The sequence below is a fragment of the Mucilaginibacter sp. SG564 genome, assembly GCF_013149275.1.
Taxonomy (GTDB): Bacteria; Bacteroidota; Bacteroidia; order Sphingobacteriales; family Sphingobacteriaceae; genus Mucilaginibacter.
On record NZ_JABGNA010000004.1, the window covers coordinates 249,971 to 269,119 of the forward strand.

General features: G+C 43.6%; 11 protein-coding genes. 2 read left to right on the forward strand and 9 right to left on the reverse strand.

Annotated elements, in window-relative coordinates; translation table 11 throughout:
• Positions 1–28: 28 nt before the first annotated feature.
• The 4 genes from FHW89_RS11000 to FHW89_RS11015 all read right to left on the reverse strand — a co-directional run bounded on the left by FHW89_RS11000 (position 29) and on the right by FHW89_RS11015 (position 8,233).
• Complete coding sequence (locus FHW89_RS11000) at positions 29–1,624, reverse strand: glycerol-3-phosphate dehydrogenase/oxidase (RefSeq protein ID WP_172335086.1); 1,596 nt, start codon at positions 1,622–1,624, stop codon at positions 29–31.
• A 521-nt stretch (positions 1,625–2,145) separates the two neighbouring features.
• A complete protein-coding gene (locus tag FHW89_RS11005; RefSeq protein WP_172335087.1) occupies positions 2,146–3,771 on the reverse strand; it encodes a SusD/RagB family nutrient-binding outer membrane lipoprotein in 1,626 nt (541 codons plus the stop codon).
• 25 nt (positions 3,772–3,796) lie between these two features.
• Complete coding sequence (locus tag FHW89_RS11010; protein WP_172335088.1) at positions 3,797–6,952, reverse strand: SusC/RagA family TonB-linked outer membrane protein; 3,156 nt, start codon at positions 6,950–6,952, stop codon at positions 3,797–3,799.
• A gap of 45 nt (positions 6,953–6,997) precedes the next feature.
• Complete coding sequence (locus FHW89_RS11015) at positions 6,998–8,233, reverse strand: ROK family protein (protein WP_172335089.1); 1,236 nt, start codon at positions 8,231–8,233, stop codon at positions 6,998–7,000.
• A gap of 330 nt (positions 8,234–8,563) precedes the next feature.
• Between FHW89_RS11015 and FHW89_RS11020 the strand changes: the two genes are divergently transcribed.
• Positions 8,564–8,923: a DUF1304 domain-containing protein gene (locus tag FHW89_RS11020; protein WP_172335090.1), complete on the forward strand. Its 360-nt coding sequence runs from the start codon at positions 8,564–8,566 to the stop codon at positions 8,921–8,923.
• Positions 8,924–9,210: 287 nt separating this feature from the next.
• Here FHW89_RS11020 and FHW89_RS11025 read toward each other — a convergent pair whose 3' ends face one another.
• The 5 genes from FHW89_RS11025 to FHW89_RS11045 all read right to left on the reverse strand — a co-directional run bounded on the left by FHW89_RS11025 (position 9,211) and on the right by FHW89_RS11045 (position 17,346).
• Complete coding sequence (locus FHW89_RS11025; RefSeq protein WP_216650540.1) at positions 9,211–11,400, reverse strand: alpha-galactosidase; 2,190 nt, start codon at positions 11,398–11,400, stop codon at positions 9,211–9,213.
• Positions 11,401–11,409: 9 nt separating this feature from the next.
• Positions 11,410–13,098, reverse strand: coding sequence for a DUF4091 domain-containing protein (locus tag FHW89_RS11030; RefSeq protein WP_172335091.1), 1,689 nt, complete (start codon positions 13,096–13,098; stop codon positions 11,410–11,412).
• A gap of 32 nt (positions 13,099–13,130) precedes the next feature.
• The gene (locus FHW89_RS11035) at positions 13,131–15,554 is read right to left on the reverse strand and encodes a family 20 glycosylhydrolase (RefSeq protein WP_172335092.1); all 2,424 of its coding nucleotides are present in this window, start codon (positions 15,552–15,554) and stop codon (positions 13,131–13,133) included.
• Between the two features lie 130 nt (positions 15,555–15,684).
• Entirely contained in the window at positions 15,685–16,641 is a 957-nt protein-coding gene (locus FHW89_RS11040; RefSeq protein WP_172335093.1) for a sulfotransferase, read from the reverse strand.
• A gap of 6 nt (positions 16,642–16,647) precedes the next feature.
• On the reverse strand, positions 16,648–17,346 hold the full coding sequence (locus FHW89_RS11045; RefSeq protein ID WP_172335094.1) for an aspartyl/asparaginyl beta-hydroxylase domain-containing protein: 699 nt from the start codon (positions 17,344–17,346) through the stop codon (positions 16,648–16,650).
• Positions 17,347–17,551: 205 nt separating this feature from the next.
• Between FHW89_RS11045 and FHW89_RS11050 the strand changes: the two genes are divergently transcribed.
• Positions 17,552–19,141 (forward strand): ABC-F family ATP-binding cassette domain-containing protein, encoded by a 1,590-nt coding sequence (locus FHW89_RS11050; RefSeq protein WP_172335095.1) that lies wholly within the window; start codon positions 17,552–17,554, stop codon positions 19,139–19,141.
• The last annotated feature ends 8 nt before the right edge of the window (positions 19,142–19,149 follow it).

The following is a 19,149-nucleotide window of genomic DNA, read 5'->3' on the forward strand; positions in this document are numbered from 1 at the left end:
TTCGCCGTTTAGGTGAGGCTTGATTTATTTATACTTTTTTGGCCTGATAAGGCTCCAGCAGGTAGCCGTTGGCTAAAACGGTGAAAGATGCTACCTGCTCCTTCTCCCAGGCGGCGTCTTTATCGAGTTCTTTAGCTATCAAACTGGCTACAATTGGGGCCATATCAATAGCGGCACGGGCATTCAGGAATAATGATCGAACACGACGAGCCAGGATATCTTCCACATTGCGGGCCATTTCATGCCTTACCCCCCATACCACTTCGGCCTGTATGTAAGGCATATCCGGGTGCATTTTTTTACCCCATTCGGCATTTTCATTTACCAAGGCCAGCAGTTGAGCTTCGTCGCTGCCGTACACATATAAATGATCGTTCCTGTCAACATTGAGTTTACTGCCGTGTATCGACAAGTCTTTGGTAACACTTGGCTTCGGATCCAATTTACCTACCTCAATCGCTTTATCAATGGTATCTTGCCCCATCCTGCGGTAGGTTGTCCATTTACCACCGGTAATAGTGATCAGGCCAGAATCGGAAACCAATAATTTGTGACTACGGGAGATTTCCTTTGTTTTGGATGAATCGCCATCCGGAGCGGCCAATGGACGTAAACCGGCGAATACGCTGAGCACATCATGGCGGGTTGGGGCTTTAGACAGATATTTTTCGGCCGTACGGATAATAAAGTCGATCTCTTCTTCCAGGGCTCGTGGTTCCAGGCTATGTTCATTCAGCGGAGTATCTGTTGTACCTACTACCAGTTTATCATGCCACGGAACGGCAAAAAGCACCCTACCGTCTTCTGTTTTAGGGATCATGATGGCATCTTCACCGGGCATAAACGACCGGTCGAGCACCAGGTGTACGCCCTGGCTTGGCCTAACCATGGGCTTTTTGCCGGGTTTATCCATCTGCAGCAGGTCATCAACAAATACACCTGTAGCGTTAATAACGGTTTTACATTTAATGGTATAGGTTTGGTCGGTTTCCATATCGGTAGTAATTACCCCCGATATTTTCTGCTGATCGTTTTTGATCAGGCTAACTACACGGAAATAGTTCAATACGGTAGCTCCCTGCTCAAGCGCGGTTTGCGCCAGATTAACAGCAAGCCGGGAGTCATCAAACTGGCCATCGTGATATACAACCCCGCCCCGTAAACCTTTTTGATTGATGGTTGGCAGCTTGCTGATCACTTCTTTTTTGGAGATATGCTTTGCCCGGCCAAAACCAAGCTTGCCGGCCAGCAGATCATACATGGTTAGGCCGATAGTGTAAAAAGCTCCACCCCACCATTCATAGTTTGGAATAACAAACGACTCGTTTTTTACCAGGTGCGGTGCATTTTTAAGCAACAGACCACGTTCATACAACGCTTCGCGTACCAGGCCAATATCACCCTGTGCAAGATAGCGCACACCACCATGCACCAGTTTAGTACTTCGGCTTGAGGTGCCTTTCGCAAAATCGGCTTGCTCCAATAGCAATGTTTTATAGCCCCTAGCGGCGGCATCAACTGCGGCACCTAAACCGGTGGCTCCGCCGCCTACTATAACCACATCCCAAATTTTATTAGAGTCTGTTATAGATTGTACAATATCGCTTCTGTTAATTGCAGTCATGATCTTTATCGTTATTTTGTCAATCAGTTTCGATTCACATATCAAAATTATAAATAATAACAATTAGAAACAAAACAAAACTGATTAATAATTAATTTTTCACGAAAAGAGAACAAAGAATTCCATTTTCAATAAAATTCGCACCAAAACAACACAAATCGAAACACAATTAAAATAAAACGAAACAAAAAAAAGAATACACACATGAAATTCATTTCATAAAAAAGGAACCGTGCCACAGCTTTCTCTTGGCGCTGAACTAAACTTTAACCCACTACATGTATACAAAAAATGGGTTTACACTTTTTGCACGAAAAAATACACAATCAATTGATTATCAATAATATAATAACATGTTAACCCTAAATTATGTAAACCATGTAAACCCACTTTCAGAATCAATTCTACCCAAAAGTATACATCACCTAAACATCTGAATAAAAAAAAGAGGCTGTATCATAAAATATGATACAGCCTCTTTTTTAAACATTGTTTTTTTTATATAAACTTTAACTCCTTGATTAAAAGTTGGATTTGTTGACATCCCACCAAACCCTTGTACCACCGTTATCTGGTCCACCAAGTAGTGTAACGGCCTTTTGAACTTCGGCTCCGTTTTTAGTATACTCATCCCGGGGATAAGCCAATCTGCGGATCTGCGTCTGCGTATCAATTGTTCCGCCACTATTGTTATTTACAACAGTAAACAATTTAGGATAGCCGGTACGTCTAAATTCGGTCCACGCCTCCTGACCTTCCGGGAACATGGCCAGCCATTTCTGAGTAATGATCCGCTCCAGTTTTTGCTCATCGGTAGCACCTGCGTTCCAGGCAATCGTAATATTAGAAACCGCAGTGGCGTTATTAGCCGAATTCACAGGATCTTTATAATCACTTGGTTTACTGGCAGCATCATTAACATAAGCGGCATTTGAAACACCCCATTGCGCTAATGATGTATTGATACCAGTTTCATAGTTTGTTTTCACATCACCGGCACCTGTCCAGCCACGCAGTGCAGCTTCTGCTTTCAGAAACCAGGCTTCGGCAGCAGTCATCATTAACATAGGCGATCCTGATGCAACAACGGTATTTGGATTTAAAGTAGAAAAACTATTATAACCCGGTTTTGCTGTAACAGCCGATCCAATACGGATACCTATATACTGCCCGGCATAGCTTGCCGGCAGCGAGCCTGACACTTTAGGATCTGTAACTACGGGACTTAAATACTTAGCCAATCGTGGATCTTTATAACCTACCAGGTATGATTGTAATGAAGCTCCCGCCGCGATATCAGTCCAGCCGGTGGTGATTACATTAAGAGGGTTGTGGTACCCCGAGCCAGAAATACCTGCGTTATCATCGCTGGTAGTCATTAACCCTCCGGGAGCTATTAGTGCTTTTTCTCCCTGAGCCCTGGCTGTTACAAGATCTACCTTGGTAAGATGCATTGCTAAACGCAATCTTAATGAGTTGGCAAATTTGAGCCATTTGGTATAATCGCCACCAAAAACCCTGTCATAGGTTGCAAATGGCGTTTTACCCGGATTAGCAGCTATAAAAGTATTTAAATTAGCCGTAGCGGTGTCCAGTTCCATAAAAAAGCGATTATAAACACTTTGCTGACTATCATAAGGCGTAGTCAATATGGAAGTTGCGGCCTTACTATAGGAGATTGGTCCAAATTTATCGGTTACCCGATCCATAATCTCCACCTTTAAAATCAAAGCTATTGCCCAGAAATCGGGGAGATTCGCCTTTGCCCCTGTTTTGGCAATGCCATTTATTGCAAATAATGACGTAGTGTAAGAGTCAATAAAAATCTGCTGGTTCCAGCCATCAACCAAACTATAGTTCAGGTTGTTAATATTTCCCCTGAATGGATTCGGCGACATCATATAACCCGCATAACAGTCAGCATTCAGGTTCTGATCAAGCTGATAACCTCCCTCTTCATTAAAAACAGAGTATTGCAACCCGGGAAATATTAAACCAGATGAAAATTTGGATACACCAGTATTATCTGTATTATACTTTTCGAAATTCTTTTTACAACTGGTAAAAGTAAGTATTACCATTGCAAACAGCCCGACTATCCCATAGTTAAAGCCTGAGCGTGCAATTAATTTATAATGTGTTTTCATTACTTTCATTTTTAAATTGAATATTTTATAAAGTAACATTCAGGTTAAAACCAATATTACGTGTTGCCGGCTGGTTAAAGGTATCCACACCAGAAAGGCTATTACCTGTAGACATGGTAACCTCCGGATCATAGGGCGCTTTTTTGTGGAAGTACAATATATTCCTGCCCGTTAACGCAAGTCTTAAACTTTTAAATACACTACCGGTAAGCGGCAAGGTATAACCTATTGAAGCTTCACGCAAACGTACCACGGTAGCACTGTATATGTATTGACTTGAGATACCATCACGGCCACCAATTGTAGTGTACCACAATTTCGGATCAACACTGCTTACTGCTTTACCTGTTGGATCAACACCATTAATTGGCACGCTGCCTGCATTACGCGCATCACCTGTTACTTTCGAAACACCATACTTATCCATTACAGCCTGTGTCAATGACAATACTTGCCCGCCAAATTTGCCATCAACTAGGAAACTCAAAGTGAATTTTTTATAGTTGAAAGTATTGTTCCATCCTAATTGAAATTTAGGATTTGGATTGCCGATATAATTAAACCCATCTTCTGTTATTGGCTTTCCATCGGTGCCAACCATAATACGGCCCTGCGCGTCGTGCTTTAAAGTAACACCATAAATATCGCCATATGAGCCCCCTTTGGCCAATATAGACTCATAGGAGTTATTGGCACTTGTGGTTAGGATAAACTGATCGATACCATCTTTTGAATCAACATCAATCACTTTATTATTAAAGGTAGATCCATTGAAGGCAGTATTCCAGGTAAAGGAACTGTTTTTGATTATATCATAAGCCACCATAAACTCAACACCCGAGTTTTGAATATTACCAGCGTTAACATAACCCAATGAATAAGTAGTTACCCTGGAGGGTGAGATACTAAAAAATTGATTTCTTGTATTGGATTTGTAATAAGTAAAATTAACCGTTAAGGCATCCTCAAAAAAGCGCGAATCAAAGCCCAATTCAAACGATTTTGTGCGTTCGGGTTTCAACTCCGGAAAAGGAGCCACAGAATTCAGAATTACACCACCTGGGCTGATATGTGTTAACGGATTAGTTACATATGGAGGTACAGTATTACCAACTTCTGCATAGGTACCCCTGATTTTGGCGTAAGAAATAGCTTTAGGCAATTCAAACATTTGGTTTAAGATAAACGATAAACCTGCCGAGGGATAAAAATATGAGCTATTAGGCGTAAATGCCAGGTTTGATGACCAGTCGTTTCTGCCGGTAAGCGTTAAAAAAGCCCAGTTTTTATAAGATATATTAGCGTTAGCAAATAGCGATTGTATTTGATTATGATTTGCCTGAAGCGTATTAACAGGCGGGGCTCCTTCAGCAGAGGTAAGGTTTTCTGGTAAAAACACATTCGGTATTAAAAGCCCCGGATCATTATATGTATTTAACGAATTGGGCCCTATAATTGTGCCGGATGTTCTGGAATCGGTGATACTTGCACCCAAAATACCATCAACCTTAAAATCAGATTTACCAGGCACAGTAAAAGTTAACAATGCATCGCCATATTTTTGCTCAGTAGTTTGATTGGTTAACAAAAACTGCCCGTTTGCCTTTGCATAAACAGGATTAGTACCTGCATACAGATCCTGTTCATAAACATCATTAAAACGATCAAGATTTCCTCTAACCTGCAGGCTCAACCATTTGGTGAAATCATATTTAACACTACCGTTTATCAGGATGCGGTTACGCTGTGCCGTATTTGGATCCCTTTGGGTTGTCCACCACGGATTTTGCTGGATATCTTCATTAAAAGGCCAGTTTTGGGTTGGCGCACCATTACCCACATTTGCTACCGGCGGCAATTCAAATTGATTTTTATAGGGAAGGATGTCGCGCCCGCGCGGGAATAGATACAAGCCGGTTAAAGGATTTAAATACAAACCCAGACCTGGTGAATTGTTTATTTTCTGGTCAACGTAGGTAATATTTCCGTCAACAGTTAATTTATTATCTAAAAAGTGACCAGTTTCGCGGAAGTTAAGGTTGTTACGAACCAGCTTATTCCCCGGCTCAACACCTCGGGCGGTTGTATTTGCATACGAAAAGTAAGTTTGCGCTATTTCGGAACCACCAGAAAGATTTATGGAATTAGTAAAATTAGTACCGTTCTGATAAAACTCTGAAAGATTATCATGACCACCTGATATTTTTGCACCCCAGCTATCAGCGCCCCCGGGAGTTTGTCCGTATGAGTTTTGAAAGTCTGGCTTATAAGCAATATGATCAACCGAGGCCGACGAAGTGAAGCTAATAGATGTTTTTCCGGCCTTACCTTTTTTGGTGGTGATCAGAATAACACCATTTTGTGCCTGGCTACCGTATAATGCAGAAGCAGAAGCTCCTTTTAATATGGTAATATTTTCGATATCATCTGGATTCAGGTTTGATATACCATCGCCGCCGTCCTGATTGGTAGACGCCGCTGATGCCATACCGCCTTGTCCAATACTGGTTCCAAAAGTATTATTGGGTTGTCCATTCGCGTTGGAACCATTGGAGATAGGTATACCATCAATTACATATAAAGGCTGGTTATTACCCGCGGCCGATTTATTACCACGTAAAATAACCTTAGCCGAACCACCTACACCAGAAGCACTTGGAGAAATGGTAACGCCCGAAATTTTACCATTCAGGGAGTTCATCAGGTTATCACTTTTTACCCGGGTAAGTTCGCTGCCGCCAATTTGTTGCGATGCGTAAGTAATTGATTTTTCGGATTTTTTGATACCTAAAGCCGTTACCACAACTTCGCCCAGTGTTTTGGAATCTTCAGCGAGTACGATATTGAGAACTACTCCCGGGCCTGCTACGGTTACTTCTTTTTTTGCGTAGCCTATATAACTGATAACTAATATTTCGCCTGTGCTGGCTTGAACGGTAAATGCACCGTTTACATCGGTTTGGGTACCGCGATTGGTTCCTTTTACCTGTACATTAACGCCTATAAGCGGTTGTCCGCTGGCGTCTTTCACGGTTCCTTTAATAGCGTCGATCGCGTTTAAGGCTCCGGTATTATTTTTAACAATATGCAGATAATCTGCTGCCCTAACACCTGCCATTGAGCGGGTGTTGACTCCAATAGCCAAGCAAGGCATTATTAATGCGAGTAATGTTTTTTTCATGATTAAGCGGTTATAGTAATTTTGAATTTTTGGGGTTGTTTTTTCTTAGCTTGTTTTATCCATAGGCTGTTGATTAAAATGTGTAGTTAAAATATGATCGTCTAAATATTCTATGACCAGAGCGGCTGCCCCTAAAAGTTCAGCATCAAAACCGAGCGATGAAATGAGCAACTCCGTTTTTGCCGCCAAACGCGGAATGCAATATTTATTTAATGCCTGCTGTATAGGAGCCAGCATTATTTTAGCAGCTTTTGTACCCCGTCCGCTTAAAACTATAGCGCGCGGGTTCATAATATGTATCAGTATGGCCAGCGCCTTTCCTATTTTATAGCCAGCGTCTGAAAGCAGATCTATAACATACTGATCACCGATGTTGATTGCATCAAATATGGCCTTCGCAATCACTTCCAGGGGCTCGTTAATGAATGATTTTAAGGAAGATAATTTGCCCTGTTTAATCCCCTCAATCGCTTTTTTGGTTACAACCAGCATGGATGCTTCGGCTTCCAGACACCCTTGTTTTCCGCAAAGACACAACGTTCCATCTTCAGATATGGGAATGTGGCTAAATTCTCCGGCAAAGCCATCGCTCCCCCTGAAAATGCCACCGTTAACTATCATTCCAAGACCAATACCCCACCCCAGGTTAATAACCATCGCCTGATCTCTTGATTGCGCTGCACCAAACTTTTGTTCGGCGAGGGCAATTAAACTCGAATCGTTATCAATATATACCGGTAAACCAACTGCGTTTTGAATATGCTCGGTCAATTTTTCACCACCGGTATCCAGGTAAGAGTAGTTCATACCATCAGAAACACTCACAAATCCCGGCATGCCAATTCCAATACCTAATATTTTAGCTTTATCGAGCCCGCTTTTTATGATGCAATCATTAATGTGACCGATCAATTGAGACAACGCATCGGGATTGGCATTTAACGACAATGCTATCATTTCAACTTCCGTTACCGGGTCATTATGCATATCCACAATTAGCATACGGGTAGAAAACTGATCCATCGCTATAGCCATGATATACATGGCATCCGGTTTTACGGCATACATCAAAGGCCTTCTTCCTCCACTTGATGCAGCATAACCAATCTCGGCTACAAGCCCTTCTTTAATTAATTGATTTATTATTTTATTTATTACAGGAATGCTTTTGTTATAAATGGCGCTTAATTCGCTATATAAAAGCGATTTTTTAAAATACAATTGTTTTAAGATATCACTCTTTAATTGGGCACTTTTAATTTGCTTATGCCTATCTTCCATAAATAATTGCTTATTATTCAAACATAATTAATTAATTTTGAATTTTTAAGCAATCTTTTTTATTTTTTTTAATAAGTATTTGAACAAATGAAATAATTTTCAAATTTGATTGATATAAATAATACTTTCCAATAAAAATTTCGATAATTATCAGCAGCAATTATAATACTTACAATAATTAAGCTTATTTAGCAAAAAGATAAGCTATATACTCATTTTTATAGAAAAGGCTAGCCGAATAAATGTAAAGGGTAACATTGGTACAGCGAAAATCCCAGAGTAATATATCATGCACATTTTACTACATTTATACTTAAATAATTTAAACCTATGGATCTTATTATTAAGGTAGTTATTGGCCTGGTAGCCTTTATTCATTGTTATATACTGTGGCTGGAAATGTTTGCCTGGACAACCCGTGGACCTAAAACCTTCAATAAACCTCTTGCAGAACTGGAAAAGAGCAAAGTTTTAGCCGCTAATCAAGGTTTATACAACGGATTTTTGGCAGCAGGCTTGATTTGGACATTCTTTATCAGTGATTTACAGTGGCATAACAATATTGCCCTGTTTTTTCTGATTTGTGTAGCCGTAGCCGGTATCTATGGAGCACTTACTGTAACCAAAAAGATATTCTTTATTCAGGCGGTGCCGGCATTGCTGGCCATCGTTCTTATCCTGATCAGCTGAGGAGAACTTTTTAAACGTTAAATTTTAACACTTTTTTAGTTAAAAACAGGGTAAAAACGCTTGCTTTTTGGCCACTTTAACTAAACTTTAACGCCATTTTAACACTTTTTAACAAATTTTTGATGGGTTTTGAAAAGTTTAAAAAGTATTTTTTGGAACCAGGACTTTGGGAACAAAAATTAAAGAACTCAATAAAAACATAAATGAAAGTAGCCTTTGCTCTTTACACCTTTTATCTTTATTCCAAAAGCCCTTGCTCCTTGTTCCCCGAATCCTTACTCCTAAAATTACCTGATCTGCACCCAGGTGTAGCTTTCGGGTTTTATGGTAAAAGTGGTGGTTATTTTATAGTCACGGCTCAGCGTGTACTTTTTAGCAGGACCATCCTGCTCCTGCACTATAGCCGTGCTGCTTAGCCCGGTATAATACAGCGGAATCGTAATAGTACGGGTGATGGTCTGCTTGAGTGGGTTGTATAACATCAGCATGCCTTTGGTTTGCAGGTTGGGGTTTACGTGTAAAATACCGTCCCAATCGCGGCCATCGGCGCGGCGCAGGTGGATGATTTGCGAGTTGAGGATGCCGCGGTATTTTTTGTACCAGTTAATCACTTTGATAACGGTTTGTTTCGTGGCTTCGGTATCATACAACCGTGGACCGCGATAGCAGGCCTGTACCCCTGCGCCATAATACTGGGCCATCAGTTGTTCATAATCTTTGAGGTGATCTTTCAAGGGTTCTAAGACCGCTTCCGGACCACCGCCCTGGTATTTGGTGAGGGGTACAAATCCCCAGCTCATGGATGGCGTTTTTTCCCAGGTGCCGTCAAAAATATTCTGCCGGTTCAGGATCATCTGGTTTTCGCGGGGCAGCGAGAAATTTACTTCGCGGTAGCCGATGCCTATTTTGTTGGTACCATCTAAAAAGTACCAGTCGGGCGCGTTGATGTATACCCCTTTTTGATGCAGGGAATGATACAGTTCCTTCTGTATCTCCATTTGCCGCCATTGCGAATCGTCCAGTCCTTTATGCCCGGGATGGGTATTCGACGCGCATACGTCGCCGGGATACGGACCATCATTTTCCCAGATGTCGAAATCGGTTTGCGCGTAAAAAGTTTTGATCTTATCGCGATAAGCCAATCCCCATTTACTGCCAAAACAAGGCGCATTGGTAAAGAAAGCACCGCCCGGCTTACCCGTTTTCGGGTCGATCACATCATCCTCATCACTTATCCTGCGCGAGCTAAACAGGGAGTATCCTCCTATAAATATCCCCCTGTTGTGCGCGTAAGCGGCCAGTTGTTTCCATCTTTTGATATTCGCGGCAGAAGTATCCTCCATATTGCAATGGCTGCCAAAGCTCAGGATTACGGCTTCATAGCCGGTTGCCGCGCACTGGTCAATCGCGGTGCGCACTTCCTCATCATTACGGCTCACCAGGTGCATAAATATGGGGTTGGCGGTTGTCCAGGGCGCTACGGTATTGTACATGGTACGGATGGCCAATCCCCGTCGCTCCCGGTCGTAACTATCCATCAGCAGTTCATCGGTGCGTACGGAGTTAAAGACCTCTCCTTTTTGCAGATCGATGCCGGGCGCTTTATCCGGGTAGATCTCCAGCAGGCATGGCGTCTGGTAGTCAAAGTTTACCTGCGAGGTATAGGTCGAATCGGCTTTCCAGTGTGTGGTCTGGTCGCTCAGATCGTACCGCATGGCATTGTTAAAGGCGTAATTCGTTTCAAAATATATGCCCTGTGGCTTGGTCATATTGGCGGGTGTACCTACTACCGCGCTTTGTTCTTCCACCATACCTAATATCTCATTAACCACCCGGTTGATCTTAAATGAGCGATCACCTTTGTTATTGATGCTAAGCGATTTGATGATCAGGGGCAAACCATCATACAGTTCATAGCTCACGGTAACTTCCAGCCCGGCCAGCTCAGGTGCGCTGGACTGGTAATAAAAATCGATCTGCTGACCGCCGGGCTGTTGGTGGTTACTTGCCCAGAATTTACTTTTCCAGTTGAGCCTGGGAGCCAGCGCTTTGATCTCGAAACGTTTGAACTGGAAATCATTTTTACCGGCTCTGAAATTATCTATCCATTCAGGCAAAAGGTAGGCGTTCTCTTTCTGGCCGATCAATCCACCCACATTATAATTTTTGCCGTTGATGGTTAAACGGGCCTCGGGCTTTACCGACCGTAACAGTTGCTGCCCGTTAACCAGGTTGGTATAATCGGTACAAACCAAATTAGGATTCAATCTGAAAGTTCTTTTAACTAAACCATTATTCAGCACGATCTCTTTGCCAGAAGCAGAGGGTTTGATCACTGCTTTATAAGGTTTTGAGTTAAGCAGCCAGTCGGCCTGGGGTTTGGTTTGGGCGTTAGCCGGTAAACATAGCCCTATCAGCATAAAACAACTGATCATGGCTTTGGATACGCGTTTCAGATTACAGGAGTATATCGTCATGGTAGTCAATTATTTGGAGATAAGCTCAGTTGAATTTACGGATAAGGCTTTTAATAATCCGGTCTTTGCCTGCCGGTATTTTTTTACAGATGTGTTGTAATCATTATAGCTGGTAAAAGTCTGCGCGATGATACCTGCCGCGGCTGTGCTGTCCGTACTTTGCAGCATCCGCAAGAGTTCATAATCTTCAACACCAATCCGGTGCGATTCAAAACGCTGCGACGACAATGGCCCGTCCGCACCGGGATAAATAATATGGGTATCCCCCGGCGGCAGTTCATTATTGAGTGCCGCGCCCGGTGCAAAATGGTGCACCACGCTTTGCTGCAAAGGATCGGGAACATGGTACTGATTCAATCCCCAGTGCAGAAAGCCTAAAGTATGGTATTTGGCGGCCGCCCAGCCAAAGTATACCTGCCGCAGTCTTTCCTCATCGAGCGTGCGGTTGAGCCATTTGCCGCCGGGGGTTAAACAGGTATAAACCAATACGTTTTCGTTGTGCTTTTTCCGTTCATCAAAAAACGACTGATTTTCCTGATAATCATCAATAGTGGGGCACCACAGGTCCACACTGCCTGCCAGGCTGTCCCTATCGTTTGTGGCTTCTATTATTTTTATAGTTGGATATATGGATCGTATCTGTGCCACTATCTCGCGGTAGCATTTGGCCTGTACCTGTTTGGGTTCGTCGGAGATATGTTGCAGCCAGCTGTGTTCCAGATTATTTTTAACGCAGAAATTTTTGATCAGATGCACCATGGTATCCACATCCAGTTTGGCTTCGGGCGTATGGTACCTTCTTTTGGTGAGGAAAACTTTCAATTCCGGATCGTTCCAGTCGTCATTATCGCCGCGGTACATGATGTGTGGCGATTCAAAATATTTAAAACCATATTTCCGGAAAACAGCTATAAAATCCAGTAAGCGTTTTTCGTCAAGGGTGATATGGTTATTTTGATAGCTCAATAGTTCGTCCGGAATATTGATACAATTCTGGCGACCATGCGCCATCAAGCGCGCGTATTTATCGAGCATGGCAAACCAGTCTTTCGTCCAGCGCTCCACATGCTGCCGTTTTTCCATTTGTACAATGTTGAACCAATTGGTATAGAAAAATTGCTGATCGGCCACAGACGGTAGCTTTACCGGGTAAACTTTTATGGTGAACAAAGCCTTACGCTGCCAGCCTTTTCCTTTAACCAGGATATGGCAAGTGTATTCGCCTGCTTTAGCTATTAATGACCGGTCTACGCTCAGCCTTAAAGCGGTAAACTTATTGCTGGTTACTACCATATTTTGCTTAAGCGGCTGTATGGCCTCGTAAATACGAAAAGGCGCACGACGGATAACATAAGGGTTGATCTGATGATTGTAGATCTCGGTACGGCCGGTTAAACCGGTATTCCGCTCTACAGGAACATCGAGCAGCTGGCTCCAGGCCGATAGCGGCACAGGACGCTTGTTGATATCTGCGGATACAGATATCGGGCTTCCCGGGGCAGTTTCGATCAGTAGATGAACATCGGCATTGGTGTTCAGGGGGAAATCCTCGCGGTAATTGGCGCTATATTGTTCTACGTGGTTGGTATCGGGATATATGGGCTCTAAAGGGTCGACTAATTTGATATTTTGCGCCTGAAGAGCTGTTAGGCCTCCGAGTAGGAAAAAGGATAAGGTGGCAGTAATTCTTTTGATCATGGTATTCTTCTAATTGTATTTAGGCTAAGCGCTTATTTGTCGTTTGCGATCTCCTGATCGGATAATACCCTGTTCCAGATTTGCAGGTCGTCTATTTTACCGTGGAAGCCGCCTATCTGCTGCAGAGGAAAAAACAGGGTCTCAACCTTGCGCATCTTGGTTTTTTCTTTATCGGTAAACTGGATCCAATTGTCGTACAATTTCTTTTGCAGCTGACCATTGATATACAGGCTGGTGCCTTTATTGGTACCGGAGATGACCACGTGCGTCCAAACATTTTCAGGAAGGGTATAATCAAAATCAAGGTTATAACCATCCCGGGAGAAACCTAATTTACCGGTATTCCCCTGTTTTAATTTCACAACCGAGTTAGGACCTTTAAACAGCGTAACATCGCCGGAAGGGTTACCAGCGGGATTGATCCAAAAAGATATGGTATAATTATAACCGATCTCGGGATACGGTAACGTAGCCCAGCTTTTGTCGCCCAAAAAAGCCAGGGCCTGCCCTTTTATACCTTGGGTATAAGTAGCGCCGTGGAGCTGTACTTTAGGGTCGGGTTTGTTGAATGTAAAACGGGTTGTAAAGGTGGTGTCAGCGCTTATCCTCCCCCTGATATTTACAGCCGGGCCTTCGCCAATTTGTTTACTTGCTGTCGCGAAACCTGCATAATCATTTTCGGTATGATTTCCATCCCACATTTTTTGCGATAAAACCTGCATCGCCGGGAATACCCGATCGTTCACATCTTTTTCGCTGATGCCATTGCCCACGATATCGTTCCATGCGGCAAAGGAACCGCCGATGATGGTGGGGTCACCTGCCGGGAAGCGCACATCACCGATCATGGATGGTGTCCAGTTATCGTATATATTCTTACAATCCAGGTAATCAAAATAATAGCCCGCGGCAGGCACAATGTATAGCCAGCCATCGGGTGTACTGATCTGCCTGTAGCCCAGCTTTTTCATGTCGACGGGATTGGCGTAACCATTATACCAGGTATTCATGGTGACATTTTTGACAGTCACGGGCGTGGTACCTTTCGCGTGCGTCAACGCGCCCCAAACCCGCACATCTTTACCAAAGCCCTGTACATACTTGATAAAATGATCGGTAAAGGCGCGAAAAGCTTCCGCCTCCTGTTTGGCGTATTCATCGGTGCCGATATGAAACTCTTTACCCGTAAATACCGGGTGATCGCCGCCCAGGTATTCTTTCAGTACATTTTCAATAACGGTATAGGTAAGTGGATTGTGCAGATCGAGGTGATCCATGCCGTATTGTTTACTTCCTATCGCGGGCACTACTTTGGTGAAGGCGAGGGCATGCGCGGGCACATCTATTTCGGGAATGATGCGTACGGCATAATCGTCGGCCAATTGCTGTAAGTCGATAAATTCCTTTTTGGTGTACGAGCCATCTTTGGCCGTAAGACCGGGATAGGTAGTATTCTCCAACCGAAAGGCCGAATACGTGCTATCCCAACTGTTATTAAAATATTTTTTGAAACCATTATCATTCAAATGGATCTGAAAATCGTTCAGCTTGTAGTAGGACATCAGTTTCACATAGTCTCTCAAAAATTGCAGACTAAAAAACTTACGACCATCATCCAATACAAAACCCCGTACTTTAAATTCGGGATAATCGCGGGCTATGCCTTTGGGAATGCTGGTTTGATGTTCCAGTAATTGCAATAAGGTACGCGTACCCCAAAACAAGCCCTGATACCGGAGCGCGCTGATGGTGACATATTGATCAACCTTAAAATAATAACCTTCTTCGCCAATACTTTTATCGGGCTCCTGCAGCGTTAAAAAAATATCTCCATTTTCGGGTTTGCCGCTTATAATGGCTAAGCTTAGTCCCGTTTGTTCTTTGATCTCTCTTTTTAAAATGGAGGCCACTTTTTGCAGAGCCGTTTTGTTAACCATATTGACTACGATCCTACTTGAGGCTGTTAACGCGTAGTTTCCCACACCGCCGTGCCATTCGCGCAAAGCGGGAATAACAAAAGGTTGTGGATTGCTGCCCTTATCGGCAAACTTTCCGGGAACGGTTACCTGTTTAGAAACATCGTATTTAAGTGTATCTATCTGGTTGCTGATGAGTTGAAAATACAGATTTACCTTGCTCTCCACCAAAGGGGTAACAATCGCGCCTGTACTATCAATAATGGGCGAACGGTCGCTGCCTTTAAATAGCAGGTGATAACCTTCGGGAGCTTGCGGAGCAAAGATCCTTTTATCGCCGGGCTGTATGGTGCGAACCTCGGGCACCGGCGGGGCGGTTTTAGTGTTTGTTTGGGCAAAGCCCAGTTGCCCCACAAGGAGTATTGCGGGTAACAGCGCTTTGGAAAGATGCGATAGTTTTGGTACGGACCTACTATTGTTTAATGTTTGGAAATTACTTTTCTTGATAAAATCCCTGCGAAGGATAAGTCTGTTTTTCATAGCTCTCAAATAGGTTATCACAGCTTAAACCGTAACGATTTAAACCGGGCATTGGCGTTGCCTAATATCCAAATTATGAGCCGGATAAATCAGATTCAAACAAACGTTTGCGTGATCATCAACCAGCCGTTTAGACTACCAATCGTATTTTTTCGAGTTCATGATAAAGCTTCATCGCCTGGTGCAGGCATTGCGGTATGGGCGCGGCATCCGGTTCGGAAAAAACGGTATCGGGCCTTTTGGAATGATAACGGCTCCTTTCTTCCATGGTAGATATATCCTGTGGGTCAAGGGTTATAAGGCTGAAAGCAGCTATTTTTTTGATCATGGGCATAGGTCCTTCGCTGTAATTAAGCAACAGGAACTTGTTATCAGTCGCTATGATCTCCAGGTATCGTTGTAAATATTTTTCGAGCACTTGCGCTATGTACAGACCCTGTGCCTGCGGTACTGCTTCTCGCTCAAACCCAAACACTTCGGGTTCTATCAGGCCCGGAACTGATTGTAATGCAGGAACCCGCCTAAGTGAGCTAAACACCTCGTTGGGGTTACGGTAGATGAGCACAAAAGGCGTATCGGGGTAAAGCTGCCTTAATTGTTCATAAAAAAACAGGTGCCAGCTATCGGTCTTCACAAACAAATGCTGCTCGGTGCTCCTTCGTTTTTGCCCATAGTATTTCATGGCCGCCCTTAGTAAGCGGGAAGTCGTTTGAGCAGTAAAATCACTGAGCTGATAGGGCAAGCGCAGCAGATCATCAAAAAAAGGAACTTCCGGAAGCACAAGATGCCTGGGTGATTCCGTAAGCAATTGCGAAACCAATGTGGAACCGCAGCGCGAAATATGAAAAATAAAGGCAGATGGTTCAATAGCGCTTAGGTCATGGCTCCATTCTTCAAATAAAGAGAGATCACTTACCGATGATATACCCGCATGTTCACCGTTCAATCCTTTAAGCTTTACAATGCTTTCATCAAAAAAAGGTTCGGCAAAGGGTATTTGCCGGGCATTTAACCAATGGCATTGCAATTGCCCATCCAGGTTTACCAATTTATAGGGGATCCAGTTTTTAAGTGCAAAATCAGCCATGTCCATCTAAATGACCGTATGGTTACCACTCAGTTGCTGTTCCAGTTCTACCGCCAGTTTATGGGAAGCGGCTGTGTTTTGCAAACGCAGTTCGCTGATGATTCGGGGCAGATCGTCCCGCGTATGCTCTTCTTTGCAGGATATCTTGTCCGATCCATCCACAACCCGGCTAAGCCAATCATTCACCGTGCAATCCACCACCAGGTGTATGCGGTCAGTTTGCCCTTCGTTGGATACCCGGTGCGGCAAATTGGCATTGATATACCAGGCTTCGCCTTCTTGCAAGGGCACGCGTTCATCCTCGATATAAAACAACACCTGCGGATTGGTTATCACCGGAAAATGCAAACGGGCCTCCCCTTTTTCAAAGGCCAGCTCATTATCCCGGTGCTGTTTGATCACCGCACCAGCCTCTAATTTTAAAAAACGTACCGCCATCACCGGGCAATCGAGAGTGGAAATGAGCTTGCTAACCGAAGGAAAATGCGGCATGAGTGGCGTATCCCTGAAGTCGGCATCGGTCATCAGATCGGGCGTAATGTTGGTATGGCTCCCACCCGGCGACCGCAGCGCCAATGCTGTCCAGGAACCTTCGTAATAAGAAGTATTGAAATGCGCTTGCCATTGATGGCCGAGCTGTGCAATTTCGGCCTGCATGGCTTTTAAATCAAACGGTAAAGACAAACGGGCATAACGGATGATCATGATAAAAGGTGATTAGGTTTTCTTTTTAAACGCAGCGCGTTACGCTAAGTTGCGAAATTTTGCGGACAGGTTTTTTATTTTTTATATCTTTGTCGCAATAAAAAACCCATACCCCCTCTATGTAATTAATAATTTCTTCCAGGACAAATAAACACAAGCGACGCATCAGCTGGCTTCAATTATTCACCTCTTAAGGAAAGGAATTATGCTTACCCTACAAAATATTACGTATATACATCCCAACAAGGATCTGTTATTTGCAGATCTGGACCTCATCGTCAATAAACATCAAAAAATTGCCCTGGTTGGCAATAATGGCACCGGAAAATCGACCCTTTTAAAAATTTTAGCCGGAGAACTGCAACCTTTGGGCGGACTGGTAAAAGCCGATCCGAAACCCTATTATGTGCCGCAGCTTTTTGGTCAGTTTAACGACCAGAGTATAGCCCAGGCACTCGCGATAGATGGCAAACTGAACGCGCTAAAAGAAATCCTGGAAGGTCAGGTAACCGACGAAAACATGGAGTTGCTGAATGATGACTGGGCTATTGAAGAACGCTGCCGGGAAGCCCTTGCCCACTGGGGATTGGGCGATCTTGATTTGACGCAAAAAATGGCGACCCAGAGCGGCGGACAAAAAACAAAGATTTTCCTGGCCGGGATAGATATACACCGACCGGAAACTGTTTTGTTGGACGAACCGAGCAATCATTTGGATACAAACGGCCGGAAACTCCTGTATGACTATATCACCTCAACATCCAATACCCTGATAGTAGTAAGCCACGACAGAACATTATTGAACCTGCTTGATACCGTTTGCGAATTGAGTAAACGGGGCATCACCACTTATGGCGGCAATTATGATTTTTACGCAGAGCAAAAAACGTTGGAAAGCAATGCCCTGAACCAGGATGTTAAGAGCAAAGAAAAAGCACTCCGCAAAGCAAAAGAAACAGCCAAAGAATCTATAGAGCGGCAACAAAAGCTGGACGCCCGGGGCAAAAAGAAACAGGAAAAGGCCGGAGTGCCCACCATTATGATGAACACCCTGAGGAACAGCGCCGAGAACAGTACCTCAAAAATGAAAGGCATTCACGCCGAAAAGGTGGGTAATATTTCGCAGGAGCTGAGTCAGCTGCGGAAAGAGCTGCCCGGGATTGATAAAATGAAAATGGATTTTGACAATTCGGCCCTGCATACCGGGAAGATATTGATCAATGCCAGGAATATTAATTTCGGATACGATGATAAACCGCTTTGGGAACAGCCTTTAACATTTCAGATCACAAGTGGCGAGCGTTTGGTGCTCCGGGGAGCCAATGGATCGGGAAAAACAACATTGATCAGAATGATGCTGGGAGAGCTGCAGCCTACCTCGGGAACACTTGACAGAGCCACGGTAAAAACCATTTACATCGACCAGGACTATTCCCTCATCGATAATACCATCAGCGTTTACGAACAGGCACAGCAATTCAACTCGGGCGCCTTGCAAGAGCATGACATCAAGATACGCCTTAATCGTTTTTTATTTACCAAGGAATATTGGGACAAACCTTGCAAAGCTTTAAGTGGCGGCGAAAAAATGCGCCTGATGCTTTGCTCCCTAACCATCAGCAACCAGGCACCTGATGTTATGGTGCTGGACGAACCAACCAATAACCTGGATATTCAAAACATCGAAATATTAACCAACGCTATCAACGAGTACAAAGGCACACTTTTAATTATATCACACGATGAATATTTTTTAAAACAGGTAAATGCAGAACGCGCTGTTGAATTAGGCTAACTATATTA

Excerpts from the sequence above, each read along its gene's own strand:
- FHW89_RS11025 (WP_216650540.1), bottom strand. The coding sequence starts at position 11,400 with ATGACGATATACTCCTGTAATCTGAAACGCGTATCCAAAGCCATGATC.
- FHW89_RS11020 (WP_172335090.1), top strand. The coding sequence starts at position 8,564 with ATGGATCTTATTATTAAGGTAGTTATTGGCCTGGTAGCCTTTATTCAT.
- FHW89_RS11005 (WP_172335087.1), bottom strand. The coding sequence starts at position 3,771 with ATGAAAACACATTATAAATTAATTGCACGCTCAGGCTTTAACTATGGG.
- FHW89_RS11040 (WP_172335093.1), bottom strand. The coding sequence starts at position 16,641 with ATGGCTGATTTTGCACTTAAAAACTGGATCCCCTATAAATTGGTAAAC.
- FHW89_RS11035 (WP_172335092.1), bottom strand. The coding sequence starts at position 15,554 with ATGAAAAACAGACTTATCCTTCGCAGGGATTTTATCAAGAAAAGTAAT.
- FHW89_RS11050 (WP_172335095.1), top strand. The coding sequence starts at position 17,552 with ATGCTTACCCTACAAAATATTACGTATATACATCCCAACAAGGATCTG.
- FHW89_RS11045 (WP_172335094.1), bottom strand. The coding sequence starts at position 17,346 with ATGATCATCCGTTATGCCCGTTTGTCTTTACCGTTTGATTTAAAAGCC.
- FHW89_RS11000 (WP_172335086.1), bottom strand. The coding sequence starts at position 1,624 with ATGACTGCAATTAACAGAAGCGATATTGTACAATCTATAACAGACTCT.
- FHW89_RS11010 (WP_172335088.1), bottom strand. The coding sequence starts at position 6,952 with ATGAAAAAAACATTACTCGCATTAATAATGCCTTGCTTGGCTATTGGA.
- FHW89_RS11030 (WP_172335091.1), bottom strand. The coding sequence starts at position 13,098 with ATGATCAAAAGAATTACTGCCACCTTATCCTTTTTCCTACTCGGAGGC.
- FHW89_RS11015 (WP_172335089.1), bottom strand. The coding sequence starts at position 8,233 with ATGGAAGATAGGCATAAGCAAATTAAAAGTGCCCAATTAAAGAGTGAT.